The following is a 22741-nucleotide window of genomic DNA, read 5'->3' on the forward strand; positions in this document are numbered from 1 at the left end:
CTCCTCCGCCCCGTCGGGGCCTGTTGGCGAGGGTCGCATGGCCGTTCCGCCACTGACAAGGATTCGGTCGGACCCCGGAGCGGGATGCCGCCGGGCCTAACGGATATTTTACCAACATCGCCGAACGTGACCCGAGCAGACGGGAGAGAGTCGATGAGCCTGGCCAACAAGCTTGCGGAGGAACGGCGCGCCCGGCTCGCCGCGGAACGCTTGCTGGAACAGAAACAGGCCGAACTGCATGCCGCCAACCGCAAGCTCGGCCGCCACGCCCGTGCCCTGTCCGAGGAGATCGTTGAAACGCGGGCAGAGGTCCGCACGGTCCGCGACGAAAACCAGCGGGTAAAGCTGGACCTGTCCGCCGCCAACGAAAAGGTGCAACTGGCGGAACGGCGACTCTGGCATTCGATCCGGGCGATCCGCGACGGCTTTGCCTTCTTCGACGCGGATGGCTGCATGATCGCGGCCAACGATTCCTGGCTGGAGGTCTTCGACGGGCTGGAGGAGGTCACCGCCGGGGTCTCCTACGTCCGGTTGCTGCAGCTGGCGACGGAGGAGGGGATCGTCGATACCTCTCCTCTGCCGCCGACGGAGTGGCGGCGAATGATGATGGACAGGTGGCAGACCGCGGATCCCGAACCGACGGTCGTGCGGCTGTGGAACGGGGCGTTCATCCGGCTGATGGACCGGCGCGGACATGACGGCGACCGGGTGTGCCTTGCGCTCAACATCACCGACACGGTGCGCCACGAACGGGTGCTGAAGGAAGCCCGGCGCAAGGCGGAGGCCGCGAACCGCGCCAAGAGTGCCTTCCTCGCCAACATGAGCCACGAGATCCGGACGCCGATGAACGGGGTCGTGGGGATGAGCGAACTGCTCTCCGACACCGACCTGAGCGACGAGCAACGGCTTTACGTCGATACCATCCGCAATTCGGGCGAGGCACTGCTGGTCATTATCAACGACGTGCTCGACTACTCCAAGATCGAGGCGGACAAGCTGGACCTGCATCCGCAACCCTTCGATCTGGAACGCTGCATCCACGAGGTGATGATGCTGCTGCAGCCTGCCGCGCGGGACCGGGGGCTGTCGCTGATGGTGGATTACGACCTGTTCCTCCCGACCGGTTACATAGGCGATCCCGGGCGGGTCCGGCAGGTGCTGACCAACCTGCTTGGCAACGCGGTGAAATTCACGCTTGAGGGGCATGTGCTGATCCGCGTCGTCGGGCTGCCCGATCCGGACGGCGGGCAGGTGCATCTGCACATCACGATCGAGGATACCGGCATCGGAATTCCGCGCGACAAGCTGGACCTGATCTTCGGCGAATTCAGTCAGGTGGAGGACAGCCGCAACCGCAATTTCGAAGGCTCAGGCCTGGGGCTGGCGATCTCACAGCGGCTGGTCGCGCTTATGGGCGGGCGGATCTGGGTGGACAGCGAGGAAGGCACCGGTTCCTCCTTCGGCTTCCAGATCACCCTGCCGCTTGCGGGGGACGAGATACCCGACATGGCGCCGCCGGACCTCTCGGGCTGGCCGGAACGGGTGCTGCTGGTCGACGACCATCCGGTCAACCTGTCGATCCTTGAGAAGCAGATGGAGGTGCTGGGCGCCGACTCCGTCAGCTGCGAGTCGGGGGCGGAGGCGGTCGGGCGGATCGGCGAGGGCTTCGACCTCGTCATCACCGATCACAACATGCCCGGCATGGACGGGCTGGAACTGGCCGAGACGATCCGCGAGCGCGGCCATACCCTGCCCATCCTGTTGCTCTCCTCCTCAAGCCACTACGCGGACAGCGATCCGGCGCGGCGCCACCTGTCTGCGGTGCTGCAGCGGCCCACACCGCGCGCCGACCTGTTCCGTACGCTCGACCACATCCGGGGGGAGGCCGTAGCTGCGTCGCCGCCGCCCGTGCCCGCCCCTGCGCCCGGTCGCCCCTCGGTGCAGGCGCCGGTGATCCTGGCGGCAGAGGACAACGCGACCAACCGGCTGGTGCTGTCCAAGATGCTGGGGGGCGAGACGCTCGACCTGCATTTCGCCGAGAACGGGGCGGAGGCGGTGGAAAGCTGGACCAGCCTGCGGCCCGACCTGATCCTGATGGATATCTCCATGCCCGGCATGGACGGCACCGAAGCGACCCGCCGCATTCGTGCCGCCGAAGCTGACCGCGGCCTGCCCCGCACCCCGATCATCGCCGTCACTGCCCATGTCACGACAGAGGGCGGAGAGGGGTTTCACGGCGCGGACATGGACGGCCAGATCGGCAAGCCGATGCGCAAAGTCGATTTGCTGGCGGTCATCGCGGACTATACCGGCAGGGGTGCCGATCGGGCCGCGGCGGGATGAACCGGTGGCGGCGAACGACCGCGGGCGGGGGCCGAAAGGCTTTCGATTCGCAAACAATGCGGTTAGTATCGGAAACAATCAGAATGACGAACACAGTCAGACACAGGCCGGCAGCCCCCATGCGTACGCACCATCTGGTGACATTCGTGTCGCTCTTCGCCTTATCCACAGTTTCCGTCGGGGCCGCCGAGCCGGTCAGCCGTTCGCTACGCCCCGTGCTGCGTCCGGCGGCGGCAGTCACGCCCGCGGTGGCCAGCGACTTCGACATCAAGGCGATCGCGGCCACCCTGGCGAGCGAGGCGCTGAAAACCGCCGCGCCCGCGCCTGCGCCCACCCCCGCCCGGTCGCTGCGCCCGCGTCTGCGCCCCGCCGGTATCGCGACCGCCCCCGTCACGGCCCCGCCGGTTGAGGAGACCGCGACCGACCCCTCCGGCTTTTCCCGCTGGATCGCCGATTTCCGCCCCCGCGCGCTGTCGCAGGGGATCAGCGCCACCGTCTTCGACCGCACCTTTGCCGAGGTCCGCTACCTGCCGCAGGTCGTAAAGCTGGACCGCAAGCAGTCGGAGTTCACCAAGTCCACCGGAGAGTACCTGGCCAGCGCCGTATCGGACACGCGGGTGACGAACGGCCGCGAAAAGGCCGGGCAGCACGCCCGCACGCTCGATGCGATCGAGGCGAAGTTCGGCGTCGACAAGCGCGTCGTCGCGGCAATCTGGGGGATGGAAAGCGCCTATGGCAGTTTCCGCGGGTCCACCCATATCCCTTCGGCTCTGGCGACGCTGGCCTTCGACGGCCGCCGCGCCAGCTTTTTCGAGGATCAGCTGATCGAGGCGCTGAAGATCCTTCAGCACGGCGACACGGTTCCCGCCGCGATGACGGGAAGCTGGGCCGGGGCCATGGGGCACACGCAGTTCATGCCAACCTCCTACCAGGCCTATGCGGTCGATTTCACCGGCGACGGGAAACGCGACATCTGGTCGGACGACCCGACGGATGCGCTGGCCTCCACCGCCGCCTACCTGGAAAAGATGGGCTGGGAACGGGGCGTGCCCTGGGGCCGGGAGGTCGTGCTGCCCGCTGGCTTCAACTTCACCCTGGCGAGCGGGCCGACGAAGTTCCCCTCCGAATGGGCGCGGCTAGGCGTGCTGCCAGCGGCGGGCGGACCGATCCCGGACTATGGACCGGCCCGGATCCTGCTGCCCGCGGGGGCGAAGGGCGTGGCCTTCCTAGTGTTCCGGAACTTCGACGTGATCAAGCGCTACAACAATTCCGACGCCTACGCGATCGGTGTCGGCCATCTTGGCGACCGGATCGGCGGGGCGGGGGCGCTGCGCGGGTCCTGGCCGGCGGGGGAGCGCGCCCTGAAACGCGCGGAACGTCAGGAACTGCAGAGCCTGCTGACCCAGGCGGGCTATTCCACCGGCGGCGTGGACGGGCGCATCGGCCCCAACACGGTGGAGGCGATCCGCGGCTACCAGAAACGCGTCGGGATGGAACCGGACGGTCACCCCTCCGTGGCGCTGCTGACCCGCCTGCGCGGCTGATCCCGGCCCGTTCATCGCGCAGACCACGGGCTCCCCGACGCTACCCTGGGCACCCCTGCCGGGGCCCGCCTCTCTTCTTGCCAGTCGTATCATTGGGTGGGCGCGTGCCCCGTGCGCGAGGGGCGGCCCACCTGCCCCGGTCCTGCTTCCGTGGCGCGCCCGGTTTCGGCCTCGGGCTGTCCCGCCAGCTGCGCCGCCGCTGCCCGCCGTGACTTCCAGTCGGCGTGGCCGGGCGTCAGGATCTCCCTCAGGAAGGCCACCGGATGCGCGCGGAGCGACAGGCGCATGGCGACAAAATCCTCGACCACCGCCTCTCCCGGCGTCATCTCGGGCAGCAGGGCGGCGGGTTCGGTGATCCCCTCTCCGTCGATGTCGCCGTCGAACAGCGGCAGGGGGGCGCCGGGACGCAGGGCCTTGGCCTCCCAGATCGCGGCGCGGCGGGAGATTCCAAGCGATCCGAAGGCATCCGCCGCCGCCAGCCGTTCGACCTGCGCCGGGGCCACCCCGGCGCGGCGCCAGACATCCCCGACAGAGGTATAGCCGTTGCCGCGTGCGGCAGTGATCCACTCGCATTCCTCCTCGCCCATGCCGCGGATCTGGCGGAAGCCGAGTCGCAGGGCCAGCCGGGGGCCGTCCCGCTCCATCGTGTTGTCCCAGTGGGAGGTATTGATGTCGACCGGCCGGACCTCCACCCCATGCTCGCGGGCGTCGCGGATGATCTGGGAGGGGGCGTAGAACCCCATGGGCTGCGAATTCAGCAGGGCGCAGGCAAAGATGCCGGGGTGGTGCCGCTTGATCCAGCTCGACGCATAGACCAGCAGCGCAAAGCTCGCCGCATGGCTTTCGGGGAAGCCGTAGGAACCGAAGCCCTCGATCTGCGAAAAGCAGCGGCCGGCGAAATCCTCGTCATACCCGTTCTTCGCCATGCCCCGCATGAACCGGGTTCGGAATTCAGACACATTGCCGTGCTTCTTGAACGTCGCGAGGGACCGACGGAGCCTGTCGGCCTCCTCCGGCGTGAAGCCCGCGCCGATGATGGCGATCTGCATCGCCTGCTCCTGAAACAGCGGCACGCCCAGTGTCTTGCCCAGCACCCGGCCGAGGTCGTCGGAAGGGAATTCCACCTTCTCCTCCCCGTTCCGGCGGCGGATATAGGGATGGACCATGTCGCCCTGGATCGGCCCGGGGCGGATAATCGCGACCTCGATCACCAGGTCGTAGAAGCAGCGTGGCCGCATCCGGGGCAGGAAGTTCATCTGGGCGCGACTTTCCACCTGGAAGACTCCGATCGTATCGGCCTTGCAGAGCATGTCGTAGACGCGCGCGTCCTCCTTCGGCACGGTGGCAAGATCGAGCGCCATCCCCTCGTGCCGTGTCAACAGGTCGAAGGCCTTGCGGATGCAGGTCAGCATGCCAAGCGCCAACACGTCGACCTTCAGGATTCCAAGCGTGTCGATGTCATCCTTGTCCCAGCAGATGACTGTGCGATCCTCCATCGTTGCGTTTTCAATCGGGACGAGTTCGTCGAGCCTGCCCTCGGTCATGACGAATCCGCCGACATGCTGGGAAAGATGGCGGGGAAATCCTTCTATTTCGTGAATCAGCGCCATGGTCTGTTTCAGGCGCGGATCGTCCGGGTCGAGTCCGATTTCGCGCATCCTCTGATCCGCCAGACCTCCGGCGGCAAAGAACCCCCAAAGCTGTGATGACAAAGCGGAAATCGTATCCTGCGTCAGGCCCATGGCGCGGCCGACCTCGCGGATCGCACGTTTGCCGCGGTAGTGGATCACGGTCGCGCAGAGCCCCGCGCGATGGCGGCCGTAACGCTGATAGATCCACTGGATCACCTCCTCTCGGCGTTCGTGTTCGAAATCGACGTCGATGTCGGGCGGCTCGTCGCGCGCCTCGGAAACGAATCGCTCGAACACCATGGTGCCGACCTCCGGCGAGACAGAGGTCACGCCAAGCGCGTAGCAGACCACGGAATTGGCGGCGGACCCCCGGCCCTGACACAGGATGTTGTTGGAACGGGCGAAGGCGACTACATCATGTACGGTCAGGAAGTAGGGTTCGTAGTTCAGCTTCGCGATCAGATCGAGCTCATGTCTCAACATGGCGCGGACCCTGTCTGGGGCGCCGTGCGGATAGCGCCAGTCCAGCCCGGCATGGGCGAGTCGGGAGAGCCGCGCGGAGGGGCTCTCTCCTTCCGCGATTTCGCTAGGATATTCGTAACGAAGTTCGTCCAGAGAGAAGGTGAGGCTGCGGGCAAGGTCGATGGCCCGGTCGACCGCGTCCTCGTGCGGCCCCATTATGCGCCGAAGCTCGGCTTCGGAACGCAGGCGCTGTTCGCCGTTCGCCAGCGCGTCGCGTCCGAGGGAATCGACCGTGCGCCCGGTGCGGATCGCGGTCATGACGTCCGCCAGCTTGCGGCGGCGGGCGTGATGCATCACGGGACGGCCGGTGGCAACGGTCGGCAGGCCGAGCCTTCGGGCAAGCATGGCCTGTGTATTCAGACGCGCCGTGTCCTGGCCGTCGTAGGCGGGGGCGAGCGCAAGCGACATCTGCCCGCCAAGGCGGCGCGTCAGGCGGTGCGCCCCCTTCAGCCAGGCACCCGCGCCGCGCGGAGACGTCAGACCCCGTGGCGGGTGCAGAAGAAGGCGGAGCGCGGTCAGGTCTTCGTCCAGCAGGTCGGCGGGGTGCAGGATGCAGTCCCCCTTCTCTGCCCGTCGCTGGCCCAGGGTCAGCAGGCGGCAGAGCCGGGCCCAGCCTGTCCGGGTTTCGGGCAGGGCGGTGATCTCTGTCCCGTCGGACAGGAGCAGGCCTGTGGCGGGGATCAGGCGCGGCGCGCGGGGCCGGGGCGGGACATGGCCCGGCCTGAGCGGCCCCATGGGGCCGTGGGTGTTTTCCCAGTCCTCCCGTTCACGGATGGCGCGGGCGATGTCGCGGGCCTGCTGGTGCGCCCGGACGATGCCGGCGACGGAGTTCACATCGGCAATCGCCAGGCCCGCCATGTCCAGTTCTTCGGCACGGATCATGTAGTCCTCGGGGTGCGACGGCCCGGAGAGAAAGGTGAAGCAGGAGGTGGCGGAAAGCTCTGCGAACATGGCGACTCGCAGTATATTCACGTTTTGTTCTACTTTGAACCGTATCGTGAAGAGTATCAGACGCGGCGAATCGAAAGGAAACCGGCGACGACACGGGACAGGGCAAAGCAAGCGACGGACACGGCCACGACGGAGGGACCGGCCGGGCTGTCGATCCGGTAAGACAGTACAAGTCCTCCAAGCGCGGAAAAGGCGCCGATGGCGATCGCGGCGCCCAGCATAGCTTCGGGCGAGCGTGAAAGCGGCCGGGCGGCGGCCGCGGGGATGACAAGCAAAGCGGTGATCAGAAGGGCACCGACGACCTTGATTGCCAGGGCAACCAGAAGGGCCAGGGCAAGGGTCAGAATGCGCCGGTCACGGTCGGGATTGAGGCCGGAGGACCATGCAAGATCAGGGTTCACGGTGGCGGTCAGAAGGGCCTGCCACCGGGATCCGACAAGAACGGCGATGACGATGGCTCCGGCCCAGATCACCGCAACGTCAGACCAGGAGACGGCGAGAATGTCACCGAAGAGAAAAGCTTCGAGATTGAGCCGTGCACCCGGCAGGAAACTGACGGCGATCAGGCCGATGGCCAGTGCGCCGTGCGACAGGACACCGAGCAGGCTGTCGGTTCCGAGCCCGGACCGGCCGTCCTCAAGCGCCGCCACGACCAGTGCCATGATGACGGCGATGCCGGCGACACCGACATATACGGGAAGGTGCAGCATGAGGGACAGGGCAACTCCGAGAAGTGCGGCGTGAGCGGTCGCATCTCCGAAATAGGCCATGCGGCGCCAGACCACGAATACGCCAAGCCACGGCGCGGTTACGGCGACCCCGACGCCTGCAAGCGCGGCACGGATCATGAAGTCGGCAAAAAGACCGCTCACGGTTCTGACCCCTCGGGAAAGGAACGGGGCGCGACCGGGATCTTCGCCGATGCCTTGCGCGCCGCTCTGGCGCGATCGCCCGCTGCATTTCCGGCCGCGCCGGGCGAGGCGGGATGGACGTCGCCAGCAGGATGGAGCGCGTCATCTCGGTGCGCGACGGAAGGAATACCCGCGTCGGGCACCGCTTGGTCCGTGACAGGAGATTTGCCATGTTCGTAATCCGGGGCGCTGGAGGTCAACGAAGGGCTGCCTTCCGTCGCCGTGCCTTTCCCTGTCGGCGCATCGCCCTGACGGGTATGCGGCGATGGCACGCGCTGACCGTCGCGGCCGGGATATATATCATGGTCGTGATCGCAGCCAGTATGGGCGGCGCCGGACGACATCAACGCGGGCGTTCCGGGACTCTCGCCGATACCCCGAGCCTTCTTACCCAAATTCCCGACATCGGTCTCTGCGACCGGGGCCTGCAGGTCGGGACCGATCCCTGCGCGATGGCTTACGGAACCACGGCCCGGGCCGCCGCTATGCGCATGCTCCGATCCATGAGGCGCATGCTCCCGGAAATGCTCATGCGCGTTATGGTGCCCGGCGTCGTGATCGTGAGAATGGTCGTGGGAATGCCGGTACAGCGCAAGGGCGCCATGCGTCCCGGTACCGAAGAGCGCCCGGTATTCCGGAGCGGAGCGCACGATTTCCGGCGACCCTTCACAACACACGTGCCCGTTAAGGCAAATCACGCGGTCCGAAGCGCTCATCACCACGTGAAGATCATGGCTTACCATGAGAACGGCGACACCGGTTTCGGCCCTGAGATCTGCGATCAGAGCGTAGAAGTCGGCCGAGCCCCGCTGGTCCATGCCCTGTGTCGCCTCGTCCAGGATCAGCAACTGCGGCCGGGCGAGCAGGGCGCGTGCCAGGAGCGCGCGCTGGTACTGCCCGCCGGACAGCCCGGACAGCGGACGGGTCGCGATCCCCCGGATGCCGAGCCGATCCAGCACGCGGTCCCTCTCCTGCCGTTCAGCGCGGCGCGGAAGGTCGAGAAAACGGCTGACGGTCAACGGAAATGTCGGATCCAGCGAAAGCTTCTGTGGCACGTAGCCAAGCCGCAGGCCGTCTGCCCGGGCGATCGTTCCGGCAGAGGGTTGCAAGGCGCCGGTCAGGGACTTCATAAGGGTCGACTTGCCGGACCCGTTCGGACCCACAACTGTCACGATCTCCCCGCCGTCGATCTGAAAATCAACGTGCTGCAGGACGTCAGCGCCCTGATAGCGGACCGACAGTCCGCGGGCTTCGATAAGACGTGTCACGTCGCCGGGCCGTCGGCGCAGGCGGTACAGAGGCCGACCGCCTCGATCGTGGTCTGTTCGACCTGGAAGCCTGCAGGCAGTGGCGGGGGGGCCGAGGGCACCTCTGCCACGGTGCCGCAGTCCCGGCAGATCAGGAAGGCCGCGACGTGGTCCTGCCCCGATGGGTGCGGGCAGGCAATAAAGGCGTTCAGCCGTTCGATCCGATGCGCAAGCCCCTGATCGACTAGGAAACCAAGGGCGCGGTAGGCCACCGGAGGCTTGGAGCCGAGACCTTCGGCATCCAATCTCGAGAGGACATCGTAGGCGCCCATGGGGCGGTGCCCCTCCAGAAGAATCTCCAGAACCCGCCGCCGGACCGGGGTCAGCCGCGCACCGGATTCCGCACATAGAGACTCCGCCGCCGCCATGGCGTCGGAAACACAATGCGCGTGATCGTGTGGCAGGAATTCCCGCGGCGTGGCCTCTGGGTCGGCTTTCGACATCTTGAAGTGTTACTTTGTATCATGTACGGATCGTCGTTACTTTATAACAAACGGACGATCCGATGTACAAGCCGCTTCTCTCGGGCGCTGCGTTCCTGCTGCTCGGCACCTTTTCCGCGCTGGCTGCCCCGCCGAAAGTGATCACCGACATTCCCGCCGTGCATTCCCTTGTTGCACAGGTCATGGCGGGTGCCGGGGCGCCGGAGCTGCTGTTGCCACCGGGGAGTTCGCCGCATGGGCACCAGCTGCGCCCTTCGGAAGCGGGCCTGCTGAGCCAAAGCGAGCTGCTCTTCTGGATCGGACCGGAACAGGCGCCATGGATCGAGAACGCGCTGCACGACATTGCACCCGATACGGAGTCCGTGCCGCTGCTTTCGGTCCCGGGCACGCGTTTGCGGACCGGCGGCCATCATCATGACGACTCCGCGCCGGGATCTGCCCCCCGGGACGGGCATGGCACCGACGAAACCGAGGGTACCCATGATGACGACGACGCGCACGGCCACAGTCACGGAGGTGACCACGCTCAGGGCCAAGCAAACGACCACGCCGGAGAGGCCGGAGGGATGCGGGATGAGGACCACACGGCCGGCGACGGGCATGTGCACGAGGGGATCGACACCCACGCCTGGCTCGACCCGGACAATGCGCGGATCTGGTTGCCCATAATCGCTCAACACCTCTCGGCAGCTGACCCGGAGAACAGCGCGCTTTATGAGGCAAACTCCAAGGCTGCAATACAACGGGTGGCGGCGCTGACTGACCGTATCGCGGGAACCCTGGACGGGCTGGACGGCGGCTACATCGTGTTTCACGACGCCTATGGCTATTTCACAGACCGGTTCGGCCTGCCTCCTGCAGGTGCGATTTCAGGCGGCGATGCGGCCCCTCCCGGTGCGCGGCGGCTGGCGGAGTTGCAGCAGAGCGCCCGTGACAACGACGTGCGTTGCCTGTTCACCGAACCGCAGTTCGACGGGCGCATTTCGGGACGTCTGGCAGAGGCGCTTGGCTTGAAAATTGCGGTGCTGGACCCGGTCGGCGCGACGCTGCCCCCGGGGCCCGACCTTTACGAAGGGTTGCTTACGGGCATCGCGGACAGCCTGCGAACCTGCCTCACCGACTAGGGTCAGCGGATCAGTATCGCCCTGAAATCGTTGACATTCGTGCCAGTAGGTCCGGGCACGAACAGCGCATCGCAGGCGTCGAAGGCGCCCCAGGCGTCATTGGTGGCCAGCGCCTCTGCCGGGTCGACACCGGCGGCCCGGATGGCCGCGCATGTATCGCCGTCGGCAAAGGCACCGGCGTTGTCCTCACTGCCGTCGATTCCGTCCGTATCGGCCGCCAGCGCCGCGATCCCGGCAACGCCTTCCGTGGCAAGAGCGAACGCGAGGAGAAATTCGCTATTGCGGCCACCTCGTCCCTTCTGACGCAGGGTGACGGTGGTCTCGCCGCCCGACAGCAGCAGGCAGGGGCGTTGGAAGGGGCGGTTGTTCCGGGCAATTTCCCGCGCAATGGCGGCATGGGCGCGGGCGATGTCGCGGGCCTCGCCTTCCATCGAATCGGAGAGGATGTGAGTCGGCACGCCACGCGCGGCGGACAGCGCGGCCGCGGCCTCGAGAGAGCGGGCGGCGGAGGCAATGACGTGCACCTCGTTGCGGGAAAAGGCCGGATCGTCGGGCGCGGGCGCGTCCTCGACTGCGGTGGATAGATACCGCGTTATGCTCTCCGGCAGGGTGATATTCCAGGCTCGGATCGCGGCGCGGGCGGTGTCGCGGGTTGCCGGGCCGGGCACGGTCGGGCCGGAGGCGACCTCTGCCGGGTCATCACCGGGAACGTCCGACACCACGAGCGTAACGACGCGGGCCGGGGCGGCGGCAAGCGCCAGACGGCCGCCCTTGACCCGGCTCACCTGCTTGCGGATTGCGTTCATCGCCCCGATCGGCGCGCCGGAGACCAGAAGCGACTCGTTCAGCGCCTGTTCGTCGGCCAGTGTCAGACCCTCGGGCGGGGCGGCCAGCAGGGCGGAGCCGCCGCCGGTGATGAGCGCCACGACAAGGTCGTCTTCCGTCAGGCCCTCCAGCGCGGCGAAGACCTCGCGCGTGGCGGCTTGTCCGGCGGCGTCGGGGACGGGATGCGCGGCCTCGATTACCCTGAGGTGCTGGCAGGGCGCGGCGTAACCGTAACGGGTGACAATCACGCCCGACAGGGGACTTGGCCAGAGCGTCTCGAAAGCGCGGGCAAGCTGCGCGGCGCCCTTTCCCGCACCGATCACCACGGTGCGGCCCTTCGGCGGGTCCGGCAGGTGGCCGGCCAGCGCACGGGCCGGATCTGCGGCGGCGACGGCGGCGTCGAAGAGGTCGGTCAGGAAGGATTTGTCCTCGGGCGTCATGTGGATAGCGTAGTGGACCGGGTGTTGCGCGCAAGGGGCTTCGAACCGGCTTCCGCCCGGATTGCCAAGGCTCCTGCGCAGGCGTAACCTCCGCCCGACCCCAGCCATCAGGAGCCCGCCATGGACGACGCATTCCGCGACAACGACATCTCCCGCATCGTCGAGGCCGACAAGGCGCATGTCTGGCACCACCTGATTCAGCACAAGCCTTTCGAAACGGGCGAGCCGCGCATCATCACCGAGGGCAAGGGCATCCACGTCTGGGACCAGAAGGGTACGCGCCTTCTGGATGCCGTGTCCGGCGGGGTCTGGACCGTCAACGTCGGCTACGGGCGGGAAAGCATCGCCAACGCGGTGCGGGACCAGCTGATAAAGCTCAACTATTTTGCCGGGGCGGCGGGCACGATCCCAGGCGCGGTCTTTGCCGAGAAGCTGATCGACAAGATGCCGGGGCTGACGCGGGTCTACTACTGCAACTCCGGTTCCGAGGCGAACGAGAAGGCCTTCAAGATGATCCGCCAGATCGCGCACAAGCGCTATGGCGGGAAGAAGACCAAGATCCTTTACCGCGACCGCGACTACCACGGCACCACGATCGGCGCGCTTTCGGCCGGCGGTCAGGATCAGCGCAACGCGCAATACGGTCCTTTTGCGCCGGATTTCGTGCGCGTGCCGCATTGCCTTGAATATCGTGCAGGCGATCAGGGCGCGCCGGTGGAGAATTATGGCGAATGGGCCGCCGACCAGATCGAACAGGTGATCCTCGCCGAGGGGCCGGAGACGGTCGGCGGGCTGTGCCTGGAACCGATCACCGCGGGCGGCGGCGTCATCACCCCGCCCGAAGGCTACTGGCCGCGCGTGCAGGAGATCTGCCGCAAGTACGACGTGCTGCTGCATATCGACGAGGTTGTCTGCGGAGTCGGGCGCACAGGCGAATGGTTCGGCTACCAGCACTACGGAATCGAGCCGGACTTCGTCACCATGGCGAAGGGCGTCGCATCGGGCTACGCGGCGATTGCCTGCTGTGTGACGACCGAGCGGGTGTTCGACATGTTCAAGGACAATGCCGACGATCCGATGAACTACTTCCGCGACATCTCCACCTTCGGCGGCTGCACCGCCGGTCCGGCCGCGGCGATCGAGAACATGCGCATCATCGAAGACGAGGGTCTCCTCGCCAACACCAATGCCATGGGCGAACGCCTGCTGGCGAATTTCGAGGCGCTGGCCGAAAAGCACAGGGTCATCGGACAGGTCCGCGGCAAGGGGCTGTTCGCGGGAATCGAACTGGTCGCGGACCGTGCGACACGCGAACCGGCGGATGAAAAGCAATGCGCGAGGATTGTCGCGGAATGTGCGGCGCGCAATGTGATCATCGGGGTCACCAACCGCTCCGTCCCCGGCTACAACAACACCCTGACCTTCAGCCCGGCGCTGATCGTGACCGAGGCCCAGATCGACGAGATTTCGGCCGCGGTGGACCATTCACTGACGGCGGTCTTCGGCTAGAACCGCGGCACCTCTTTGGTCTGACAAATATCCATGGGGGCGATCCGTCCGCAGAACGGGTCGCAGGGGGCAAGCAGCCCCCTGCGCTCTTCAACCGATCGCTGTCAGTCGGCCTTGGCCAGCATCCGGCCCAGAACACGCCCGCCAAGGATATGCAGGTGAAAATGCGGCACCTCCTGCACCCCGTGCGCGCCGGAGTTGGAGATGAACCGCGCCCCCGGCCCGCTGTCAGAAGTCATGCCGGCGTCCGCACAGATCTTCGCCACAGCCCGGTGGAAATCGACAATCTCGGCCTCCGAGGCCTCTGCCGCGAAGTGATCGTAAGTCACGTAGGGCCCCTTGGGGATCACCAGCACATGCACGGGGGCCTGCGGGCGGATGTCATCGAACGCGAGCGTGTGTTCGGTTTCAAGAACGGTCTTGTTGGGGATTTCACCCCGCAGGATCTTCGCGAATATGTTCTGGTCGTCATAGGCATAGGCCATCGGAAACCTCAGTCGTCAAAAAGGTGGGGCAGTTGCGCCAATTGATGCGCGACCTCCGGGGAAACCGCAAGGAACTGCTCCAGCGCGCGGGCGTTCTGTTCGGTGGTCGCCGACTGGCGGATGCGGGTATAGTTGGCGAAGCCGGCGTCGCGGATGCGGTCGGCCTCCATGGTGATCGCGTTGCGCACCGTGGGGATCAGCCGGTCCAGCGCCTCCTCCGGCGTGCGTTCCGAGGCCAGCCCGATACGGCGCGCATGGCCTGCCAGATAGGCTTCGTCCAGATCGCAGTCGATGTGCAGCAGCGTGGTGACCGCGCGGTCGGAACAGAAATCCTGAAGCAGGTCGAGACTGCCCGGATCGAGGCAGATCACCATCCGGCTGGTGCGAAAATATTCGAACAGCATTCGCATGAGTGACCGCCGGTGCCGCGTCCGCTTGGACAGCGACGACTGGATGCCGCCCAGTTCGGGCAGCGGCGTCTCTTCCTCGTGAAACAGGTATTCGACCGCCGGAATCCCTGTCTTTTCGCGGATCGCAGCAACCAGCCGCTTGGCGATGTGCCACTTCTTGCAGATCACGATCAGCAGTTCCCGATCGCGCCCGAGGCTCGCCTCGTTTTCCCAGAACCGGGGGGCAAAGCGGTGGCCGATGCGTCCGCGCCCGGTCAGGAAGGCGAAGAGCGAACGGCCCTCGTTGGAAATGGCGAATTCCGCCGTATCGTCGTTGTAAAGATGGCCGAGCCGGTCCTTGAGCGTCTCCGCCTCCGGGCTGACCTTGCGGGCAAAGAGAAAGTCCTGGCCAAGAAGCAGGTCATAGTGATCGTCGTAGAAGGTGACCGGCATGCCGTAGTCGGTGAACATCAGGAAGGTCGGGGTGCGCGAGCGGATCTCGCTGTCGGGCACGAGGTGGCGCACCAGCGTCTGGAAGAAGGTCTCGTCCGGGATCCAGGTGGTCGAGAAGAAACGGAGCACGTCACGGCGCGCGGCGACGAATTCCATGACCGCCTCCACCGTGCGGCGGCGCAGGCACCACCACTGGCTGCCGATCTGAACCTGGATGTCGGCCGGGATCGCACGTTCCAGGCCAAGGCGACGCTGCCATTCCATGCTCTGATAGAACAGCCACTTGGTCTTTCGCTCGTTGAAGATGTGGCGATAGATCAGCCGCTCTTCCTTGATGCCGGTCTTGATCCAGTCGCTGTGGAAGAAGTCGAAGCTCTCGATATAATCGACCTCCTCGCGGTCGAGGAAGGCATGGGCAAAGCGCGCGGATTTGATCGGCACACAGTCCCCCGACAGCATGTAGAGATGCGTGGCGCGCGGAAACGCCTCGAGCGCCGCAGAGATCGCCTGAAGCGTGGCATCGACAAGAGACCATTCGCCCCAGCCACAGCGGACGCGGCGTCGGGCAAAGGTGACGTTGGGATTGTCGGCCAGCCCGTTGCGGATGATCCGGTAGGAGTCCGCACTGGCCGAGCCATCGAAGTGGATCGCCATGCAATCGCCCGCCGCGGTCAGGCGGTTGGCCTGGGCGATGATCGCGTCGGGATCCTTGTGACACAGAAGTATGTATGCGATCGTCGCCATTTCAGGAACAATAACCAAAACTTAGGCTGCTTTGTCGATAGCCGTGCTTAGCAAGACACGTTGCTAAATCATCTATTTTTTGTTTTCTGTACCGCATAATGTAGGGGGACGGGCAAACCTGCCCCGATTTAGGAGGCTTGAGCAGATGGGTTTTCCCGGCGTCTGGATGACCGAAAGTGAAAGCGTGGTCTACCGCGTCGTTCCCAAATGCGCCTGTTCGACCATCGGCCAGATCATGTTCTATTCCGATCATGGCCGCTTTTACGACGGGGACATCCACGATTCCACCGAGGGTCTGCACAAATGGGCGCAGGACCACAGCCAGCCGGTGATCGAGGCGAACGTTTCCGCACATCGCAGCTACGCCTTCACCTGCGTGCGCAATCCCTACACCCGCATCCTGTCGTCCTTCTTCGACAAGATCTGCGGCATCCAGCGCAACGGCAACCGGTATCGCGGCAACCTCGTCCCCCTTCTGGTGCAGAAATACGGGATTGAGGTCGGCGGCGACGACGGCAAGCAGGAGTTCGACCAGATCAAGAGCTTCCGCCGCTTCCTGCTGTTCGCCCGCGACACCATCCGCTGGCGCCGCCCGATGGAGCCGGACATCCACTGGTCGGCCATGTCGGGCCATATCTCGACTTTCATCCACAACGGCGGGCGCTACGACCAGATCTTCTGGACAGAGGCGTTCAACGACGGGATGCAGCAGGTGCTCGACCATATCGACACGCCGCATCCGATCGTGCTGAACGACATCCCGCGCTTCAACGAAAGCGAAGGCCACGGACCCAAGCGGGCGCATCCGGTGGAGGATTATTTCGACGATCTCTCGATGCATCTGGTTTACGAGATGTACAAGCGCGACTTCGACCTGTTCAAATACGATTTCCATAATCCCGCCAACAAGATGCCGATCGGTGAGATCGACCTCGACGAGGTTCACGCCAAGCTCGGCGAATAACGCCCCGGCTTTCATCTTGCTGAAAATATCCTGGGGGTGCGGGGGCAAGGCCCCCGCTGCCTCCGGCGGGGATATCTGGGGCAAGATGAGGTCTAGCGCGGCAGCTTCGGCGAGGCCTTTTCAAGCTTCAGTTCCGCGTCCGAGAAGCGGAAAGGCGCGCGGACGCCCGGCACACCCTCGGGGTCGATGCGCATGTTCCGGGCGACGACCTGCGGGTCCTCGAAGACCTCGGCCATGTCGTTGATCGGGCCGGCGGGGATGCCCTGCGCCTCGCATTGCTCCAGCAGCGCGGCCTTGGTGAAGCGCAGGCAGGCCTCGGACAGGCGGCGGATCATTTCGGGCCGGTTGGCGACGCGATCGGAGTTGATGAGGTAGTCCGGGTCGTCCTTCATTTCCGGCAGGCCAAGCACGTCGCAGAGGCGGCGGTATTGGGCATCGTTGCCGGTGGCGATGATGATGTGGCCGTCCGCGACCTCGAACACCTGGTAGGGCGTGAGGTTGGGGTGCCAGTTGCCGGTGCGCACCGGCGGGGTGCCGGTGGAGAGGTAGTTCATCGCCTGGTTCGCGGTAACCGAGACCGCAGTGTCCAGCAGTGCCATGTCGATATGCTGGCCGCGTCCCGTCGTGGCGCGCTGGTGCAGCGCGGCGAGGATCGCGGTGGCCGAATAGACGCCGGTGAAGAGGTCGGTGATGGCGACGCCGGCGCGCAGGGGTTCGCCATCGGGTTCGCCGGTCAGGGACATCAGGCCGGACATGCCCTGGATGATATAGTCATAGCCCGCGCGATGCGCATAAGGACCCGTCTGGCCGAAGCCGGTGATGGAGCAGTAGATCAGGCGGGGGTTCACTGCTGCCAGGCTGGCGTAATCGAGGCCGTATTTCGTCAGGCCGCCGACCTTGAAATTCTCGATCAGGATGTCGGCGTCCCGGACGAGGTCGCGGACGATCTGCTGGCCTTCCGGTGTCCGGAAGTCCGCTGTTACGCAGGATTTGCCGCGGTTGCAGGAGTGGTAATAGGCGGCCGTGTGGTCGTCCTCGCGGTCGATGAAGGGGGGACCCCATTTGCGGGTATCGTCGCCTTCGGGGCTTTCGACCTTGATGACCTCCGCGCCGAGGTCGGACAAGGTCTGGCCGGCCCAGGGTCCGGCCAGGATACGGGCGAGTTCGACGACCTTCAGGCCGCCCAGGGGCGTGGCCATCAGCTCTCCAGTTTCTTGTCGAGAATGGCCTTGAGGTCGGCGTAGGACATGTTGGAGTGCTTCTCACCGTCGATCAGGATCGTCGGCGTGGCGGTGATGTCATCCGCCTTGGCGTTTTCCTGGAACCAGGCGACAAGCGCGCGGGCGTTTTCCTCGTCTGCGAGGCAGGCTTCCATCTGGTCGTTCTCAAGCCCTGCGATCCGACCCAGCTTGCGCAGGCGGTCGGCGATGCCCGCCGGGTCGCCGTCGCCGATCCAGTCCTTCTGCTGGTCATAGAGCATGTCGGAGATACCGAAGAACCGCGTCGGTTCGCAGCGGGCTATCATCGCCCCCCAGAGCCCGAACTGGTCGAAATAGACGTCGCGGTAGATGAACTTCACCTTGCCGGTATCGATGTAGTCCGCCTTCAGGTCCTTGTAGACCGTCTTGTGGAAATTGGCGCAGTGCGGGCAGGTGAATGAGGCGTATTCCACGATCGTCACCTTGGCATCGTCACTGCCAAGCGTCATCTCGACGATGCCGGAGGTGTCCACGCCCTCGGCCGCGGCCGGGGTGATGTTGGCGATCGAAGTCTCTCCGGGGCGGCGGGTCGAATACCAGACACCGGCGGCAGCCAGGAGCGCCGCGGCTGTGCCGCTGGCGAGGAGGGTTCTGCGGTCCATGATCGGTCCTTCTTAGCGTTTGTGTTTGCTTATGACATTCCGCGCCAGGGCCTCAAGCGCGGATCTGAGGCCTTCGTCGCCGACGCCGGTGGCCACGTCGCGGGCTTCGGCGATGATTTCGGGGCTCGGCGGCTGTTTTTCGGTCCGCACGGGGCGGGTGGTGAAATCGACCTGCCCCTCGGCAAAGCCGGTGGCGGCGGTCTGCGTCACTCGGATGCGGGCGATGGCGTTGTAGCCATAGACCGCGTTTACCTTTTCGCGCAGCGCTTCCTTCTGCATCTCGACCATTGGGGCAAGCGAGCCGGTCGTCAGCAGCGTCAGGGTGGCGCCAAAGCCCTGCCGGCCATATTTCACATCGACGGGACGGGCCATGGCGGCAAGGTCCCCCGCGATCTCCTCCCAGTGGGTGAGCAGGCGGGTGACGGCGAAGCCCCGGCTTTCCCCGGCCTTGCGGATCCGGTCCTCCAGCAGCTTGGAGGTGCGGGCGAAGCCATATGTGGTCGTGGAGCGACGGGTCATCTTTTGCCTTTGGCGGTTCGGCCCTATCCTATTCGGAAATCGCGCGGGGGCCAGTGCCTCGCGCGGGACATAAACAAAGCGTGACGAGGGGCGATGAGCGGGGCAAGGGCAGAGGATCTGCTGGAGTGGTACGATGTCCACGCACGGGTGCTGCCCTGGCGGGTGCCGCCGGGGGCCGGCCTGCGCGCCGATCCCTATCGGGTCTGGCTGTCCGAGGTCATGTTGCAGCAGACCACCGTGGCCGCCGTGAAGGACTATTTCACGCGGTTCACGACGCTCTGGCCGACCGTGGACGACCTCGCGGCGGCGGAGGATGAGCGGGTCATGGCGGAATGGGCGGGGCTGGGCTACTACGCCCGCGCCCGCAACCTGCTGAAATGCGCGCGGGCGGTGGCGGCGGCGGGCGGGTTTCCGGATACGGAGGCCGGTCTGATGGAATTGCCGGGGATCGGCCCCTACACGGCGGCGGCGATCTCTGCCATCGCCTTCAACCGGCCCTCCGTCGTGATGGACGGGAATGTGGAGCGCGTGATGGCGCGGCTCTTCGATATCCACACCCCGCTGCCCGGCGCGAAACCGGAACTGAAGGCGAAGGCGGCGGCGCTGACTCCGGCGATGCGACCCGGCGACTATGCGCAGGCGGTGATGGATCTGGGCGCGACGATCTGCACGCCGCGCTCGCCCGCCTGCGGGATCTGCCCATGGCGCGCGCCGTGTCTGGCACGGGCACACGGGACGGCGGCCGGTCTGCCCGCGAAGACACCGAAGAAGGCCAAGCCGGTGCGTTTCGGGATCGCCTATGTCGGGCGGACGCCCTCCGGCGAGTGGCTGATGGAACGGCGACCGGAGCAGGGCCTGCTTGGTGGCATGATGGGATGGCCGGGGACCGTCTGGGCGGAGGAAGCACCGGCAGAGGCGCCTCCCCTGTCCGCCGACTGGCGCGATGCGGGGGCTGAGGCGCGGCATACCTTCACGCATTTCCACCTGCGCCTGTTCCTGCGGGTGGCAGAGATCGATCCGGGCCGCGTGCCGGAGGGGCTGCGTCTGGTGCCGGCCTCGGACTTCCGCCCCTCGGACCTGCCGACGGTGATGCGAAAGGCGTTTGACCTGGCGCGCGGGGCGATGGAGACTCCGGGCCAACGCAAGGACGACACATGACTGACAGCCAGCCCCTCACCCTCTCCGGTGCCCTGCCCTTCTGGATGGTCATGGCAAACGTGCCGCTTGCTGTGATGGGCACGCTCTGGGGCGGGCTTTGGCTGCTGCTGCTGCCGGCCTACGGCTTTGTGCTGGTGACGATCCTCGACCGGCTGACCGGGCTGAACGAGGAAAACCCCGACCCGGAGACGGAGGATCAGGCGCTGTTCTGGTATCGCGCGGTGACGCTGGTCTGGGTCCCGGTGCAGGTCGTGCTGGTGTTCTGGATCCTCTGGTACGTGCCGGCGCATCGTCACCTGAACGGGCTGGAGTTGGTCGTGCTGCTGTACGGGGTCGGGATCATGACCGGCGCCTCGGGCATCGTCTATGCGCATGAGCTGATGCACCAGAAAAACCGGACGGAGCGGTGGTTGGGCGATATCCTACTGTCGATGGTGCTGTATTCGCATTTCCGGTCGGAACACCTGCTGGTGCACCACGCTCATGTCGCCACGCCGCGCGATGCGGTCACGGCGCGATACAACGAAAGCTTCTTTCGCTTCTTTCCCCGTGTGCTTGTCGAATGCCCCCGGTCGGCCTGGGCGGCAGAGGTCGCAATGCTGAAACGTCGGGGGCTGTCGGCCCTGGACCGCAGGAACCCGTTCTGGCGCTACGCGGCGCTGCAACTGGGGATGCTTTTGGCCGCGCTGATCCTCGGCGGCTGGATGGGGCTGGCGATGTTCCTGGTGCAGGCGTTCTTTGCGATCTGGATGCTGGAGCTGACGAATTACATCGAACATTACGGGCTGACACGGAAATACCTTGGCAACGGCAAGTTCGAACATGTGAAGCCGCAGCATTCCTGGAACGCCGCGCATCGGGTGTCGAACTGGTTGCTGATCAACCTGCAGCGCCATTCCGACCATCATTACAAGCCGGACCGACGCTTCCCCCTGCTCCAGACCTACGGAGAGGACGAGGCGCCGCAGCTGCCCTACGGCTACCCGCTGATGGCCGCGCTGGCCATGGTGCCGCCGGTCTGGCGGCGGATGATGAACCCTCGGGTGCGGAAGTGGCGGGCGATGTATTACCCGGAGATCACGGATTGGGCGCCGTATCGCAAGGGCAATCACGCCTGATATTCAGGCAGCAATGCCATAATTCTTGCGCGCCGGAGCTAAGCTCATCGAAAAGCGAGTTCAATTCCCGCGATCGCGGGAGATGATATTTAATGTCATTCAACAGAATCAACTTCATGACATTTTATCACAGCAGCCAGGACTTCATTCACAAGGGAGCACATGAAAATGAGACTCGTATCCGCGATCGTGGCCGCCGCAATCGGCCTGTCGGTTGCCAATGCCGCCAAGGCCAAGACCGTCGACATCAATTTCGATGACCTGACTACCGGAACGGAAGTAGGGGCAGCTTACAGCGCCCTCGGCGTCACCTTTTCGAACGCCCTCGTATACACTCCGACGATCAACTCGTCCAAGATCGGCATGACGCTGCCGAACGCGATCTATTCCGTCAACATGGGCGGGAAACCGCAGCAGATCGATCCGATCTCGGCCAGCTTTTCGGTTGCCGCGACATCGGTGACCCTGCGCGGAATTGACATCGGCGCGGGCGGTTTCATCTTCAAGGCGTTCGATGCCGCAGGCACCATGATCGACACGGTCTCCTACGTTGGCACGGGCACCGGACCGGGCGTCTTCAGGGACCTGACCGTAACCGGAGAGGCCATCGCCCGCGTCGATTTTTCCCAGGTCAACCTGGCCGGCGCGGACGGCATCTGGTTCGACAACTTCTCGTTCGACTACACGCCGGTTCCGCTTCCTGCGGGGGCCGTCCTGCTGATCGGCGGTCTTGGCGCACTGGCCGGGTTCCGGAAGCGGGAGGCGGACTGATCTTCACGGATCACCGACAGGACGCCGCGGCGGTGCGGCGTCCTGACGGCATTGCGATTCAACCCCGGCGGCGCATTGCCAACGCGCCCAGACCCGAAATCAGCAGCACGACCCCCGCGGGCAGCGGGACCGGGTCGAGCGACGGGTCGGAGACTTCGGCGGTGAAGCCGATATTCTGGAAGTCGACCTGCCGGTTGGTGCCGGTCAGGAACGCCTTGACCGAGCGGGTGTTCAGCGGAGAGGTCAGCAGGTAATCCTGCGCGGCGATCCCGCCGGCGGACCCTTCGTTCGGAAAGATCGTCTGTGTGCCGATCACCGCGTCCAACGCGTTGTAGAAGGTGAAGTCCACCTGATCGACGCTGTAGTCGTCGGAGGTGTAGTTCCAGAAATGCAGGGTGGTGATGTCGTAGGACACGCCGAAGTCAAAGATCAGCTCGAGCCCGCCACCGACTTCGTTGGCCGTGTACCAGAAGTGGGTGCCTTGATTGTGAAACTCCAGTGCGTCGGCAGACGGCGCGTCGATCACCTTGTCCACGGTGGCTCCGCCATCGAAGGTGTTGTGGAAATCGCCGGGACTGGTGCCCGCGCCGACGGAAACGGAGATGTTGGTGTAGTTGAGGTAGACCGGTGCGGCCGCAACCGGAGCCGCGAGTATGCAGGAAAAAGCCACAATGGCGGGAAATGTTCTCATCGTATCAATCCTTCTGGAGCAATGGGCCGGGGCATCGC

Annotated in this window: 18 protein-coding genes and 1 pseudogene; 8 read left to right on the top strand and 11 right to left on the bottom strand. The window is 65.4% G+C overall.

Going from position 1 to position 22741, the window contains the following annotated elements; genetic code table 11:
• Positions 1-153: 153 nt before the first annotated feature.
• Both IEV87_RS12545 and IEV87_RS12550 read left to right on the top strand, forming a co-directional pair.
• Positions 154-2343 carry a response regulator gene (locus IEV87_RS12545; protein WP_188478006.1) on the top strand — a complete coding sequence of 730 codons (2190 nt, stop codon included), beginning with the start codon at positions 154-156 and terminating at the stop codon, positions 2341-2343.
• Positions 2344-2462: 119 nt separating this feature from the next.
• Positions 2463-3887 (top strand): lytic murein transglycosylase, encoded by a 1425-nt coding sequence (locus IEV87_RS12550; protein WP_188478007.1) that lies wholly within the window; start codon positions 2463-2465, stop codon positions 3885-3887.
• Positions 3888-3976: 89 nt separating this feature from the next.
• Here the strand turns inward: IEV87_RS12550 and IEV87_RS12555 are convergent, their stop codons facing one another.
• The 4 genes and pseudogenes from IEV87_RS12555 to IEV87_RS12570 form a co-directional block, all read right to left on the bottom strand.
• A complete protein-coding gene (locus tag IEV87_RS12555; protein ID WP_188478434.1) occupies positions 3977-6991 on the bottom strand; it encodes an error-prone DNA polymerase in 3015 nt (1004 codons plus the stop codon).
• A gap of 56 nt (positions 6992-7047) precedes the next feature.
• Positions 7048-7839, bottom strand: coding sequence for a metal ABC transporter permease (locus IEV87_RS12560; RefSeq protein ID WP_188478435.1), 792 nt, complete (start codon positions 7837-7839; stop codon positions 7048-7050).
• A gap of 572 nt (positions 7840-8411) precedes the next feature.
• Positions 8412-9170: pseudogene (locus IEV87_RS22865) on the bottom strand (metal ABC transporter ATP-binding protein); the annotation flags it as partial.
• Complete coding sequence (locus IEV87_RS12570) at positions 9167-9652, bottom strand: Fur family transcriptional regulator (RefSeq protein ID WP_188478009.1); 486 nt, start codon at positions 9650-9652, stop codon at positions 9167-9169. The gene IEV87_RS12570 and the pseudogene IEV87_RS22865, both read right to left, overlap by 4 nt.
• A 62-nt stretch (positions 9653-9714) precedes the next feature.
• Between IEV87_RS12570 and IEV87_RS12575 the strand changes: the two genes are divergently transcribed.
• Positions 9715-10776: a zinc ABC transporter substrate-binding protein gene (locus IEV87_RS12575; protein WP_188478010.1), complete on the top strand. Its 1062-nt coding sequence runs from the start codon at positions 9715-9717 to the stop codon at positions 10774-10776.
• Positions 10777-10778: 2 nt separating this feature from the next.
• Here the strand turns inward: IEV87_RS12575 and IEV87_RS12580 are convergent, their stop codons facing one another.
• Positions 10779-12041, bottom strand: a complete 1263-nt coding sequence (locus IEV87_RS12580; RefSeq protein ID WP_188478011.1) for a glycerate kinase type-2 family protein — start codon at positions 12039-12041, stop codon at positions 10779-10781.
• 120 nt (positions 12042-12161) lie between these two features.
• Here IEV87_RS12580 and IEV87_RS12585 point away from each other — a divergent pair, with 120 nt between their 5' ends.
• Complete coding sequence (locus IEV87_RS12585; protein WP_188478012.1) at positions 12162-13550, top strand: aminotransferase family protein; 1389 nt, start codon at positions 12162-12164, stop codon at positions 13548-13550.
• Positions 13551-13654: 104 nt separating this feature from the next.
• Here the strand turns inward: IEV87_RS12585 and IEV87_RS12590 are convergent, their stop codons facing one another.
• Both IEV87_RS12590 and IEV87_RS12595 read right to left on the bottom strand, forming a co-directional pair.
• Complete coding sequence (locus IEV87_RS12590; protein WP_188478013.1) at positions 13655-14035, bottom strand: HIT domain-containing protein; 381 nt, start codon at positions 14033-14035, stop codon at positions 13655-13657.
• 8 nt (positions 14036-14043) lie between these two features.
• Positions 14044-15621 (bottom strand): DUF5928 domain-containing protein, encoded by a 1578-nt coding sequence (locus tag IEV87_RS12595; RefSeq protein WP_188478014.1) that lies wholly within the window; start codon positions 15619-15621, stop codon positions 14044-14046.
• A gap of 145 nt (positions 15622-15766) precedes the next feature.
• Between IEV87_RS12595 and IEV87_RS12600 the strand changes: the two genes are divergently transcribed.
• Positions 15767-16585, top strand: coding sequence for a sulfotransferase family protein (locus tag IEV87_RS12600; protein ID WP_188478015.1), 819 nt, complete (start codon positions 15767-15769; stop codon positions 16583-16585).
• 92 nt (positions 16586-16677) lie between these two features.
• Here IEV87_RS12600 and IEV87_RS12605 read toward each other — a convergent pair whose 3' ends face one another.
• The 3 genes from IEV87_RS12605 to IEV87_RS12615 are packed head-to-tail and all read right to left on the bottom strand — an operon-like array spanning position 16678 to position 18965.
• Positions 16678-17784, bottom strand: a complete 1107-nt coding sequence (locus IEV87_RS12605; protein ID WP_188478016.1) for a CaiB/BaiF CoA transferase family protein — start codon at positions 17782-17784, stop codon at positions 16678-16680.
• Entirely contained in the window at positions 17784-18446 is a 663-nt protein-coding gene (locus IEV87_RS12610) for a DsbA family protein (protein ID WP_188478017.1), read from the bottom strand. Before IEV87_RS12610 ends, IEV87_RS12605 begins: the two co-directional genes overlap by 1 nt.
• A gap of 12 nt (positions 18447-18458) precedes the next feature.
• Positions 18459-18965 (bottom strand): DUF721 domain-containing protein, encoded by a 507-nt coding sequence (locus tag IEV87_RS12615; protein WP_188478018.1) that lies wholly within the window; start codon positions 18963-18965, stop codon positions 18459-18461.
• A 93-nt stretch (positions 18966-19058) separates the two neighbouring features.
• Here IEV87_RS12615 and IEV87_RS12620 point away from each other — a divergent pair, with 93 nt between their 5' ends.
• The 3 genes from IEV87_RS12620 to IEV87_RS12630 all read left to right on the top strand — a co-directional run bounded on the left by IEV87_RS12620 (position 19059) and on the right by IEV87_RS12630 (position 22012).
• Complete coding sequence (locus tag IEV87_RS12620) at positions 19059-20123, top strand: A/G-specific adenine glycosylase (RefSeq protein WP_188478019.1); 1065 nt, start codon at positions 19059-19061, stop codon at positions 20121-20123.
• Complete coding sequence (locus IEV87_RS12625; RefSeq protein WP_188478020.1) at positions 20120-21241, top strand: alkane 1-monooxygenase; 1122 nt, start codon at positions 20120-20122, stop codon at positions 21239-21241. The genes IEV87_RS12620 and IEV87_RS12625 overlap by 4 nt, the downstream gene beginning before the upstream one ends.
• A gap of 168 nt (positions 21242-21409) precedes the next feature.
• Positions 21410-22012: a VPLPA-CTERM sorting domain-containing protein gene (locus tag IEV87_RS12630; RefSeq protein WP_188478021.1), complete on the top strand. Its 603-nt coding sequence runs from the start codon at positions 21410-21412 to the stop codon at positions 22010-22012.
• A gap of 58 nt (positions 22013-22070) precedes the next feature.
• Here IEV87_RS12630 and IEV87_RS12635 read toward each other — a convergent pair whose 3' ends face one another.
• The gene (locus IEV87_RS12635; RefSeq protein ID WP_188478022.1) at positions 22071-22703 is read right to left on the bottom strand and encodes a VPLPA-CTERM sorting domain-containing protein; all 633 of its coding nucleotides are present in this window, start codon (positions 22701-22703) and stop codon (positions 22071-22073) included.
• Positions 22704-22741 lie beyond the last annotated feature (38 nt).

Source organism: Primorskyibacter flagellatus (genome assembly GCF_014638275.1).
In the GTDB taxonomy this organism is placed as follows: domain Bacteria; phylum Pseudomonadota; class Alphaproteobacteria; order Rhodobacterales; family Rhodobacteraceae; genus Pseudooceanicola; species Pseudooceanicola flagellatus_A.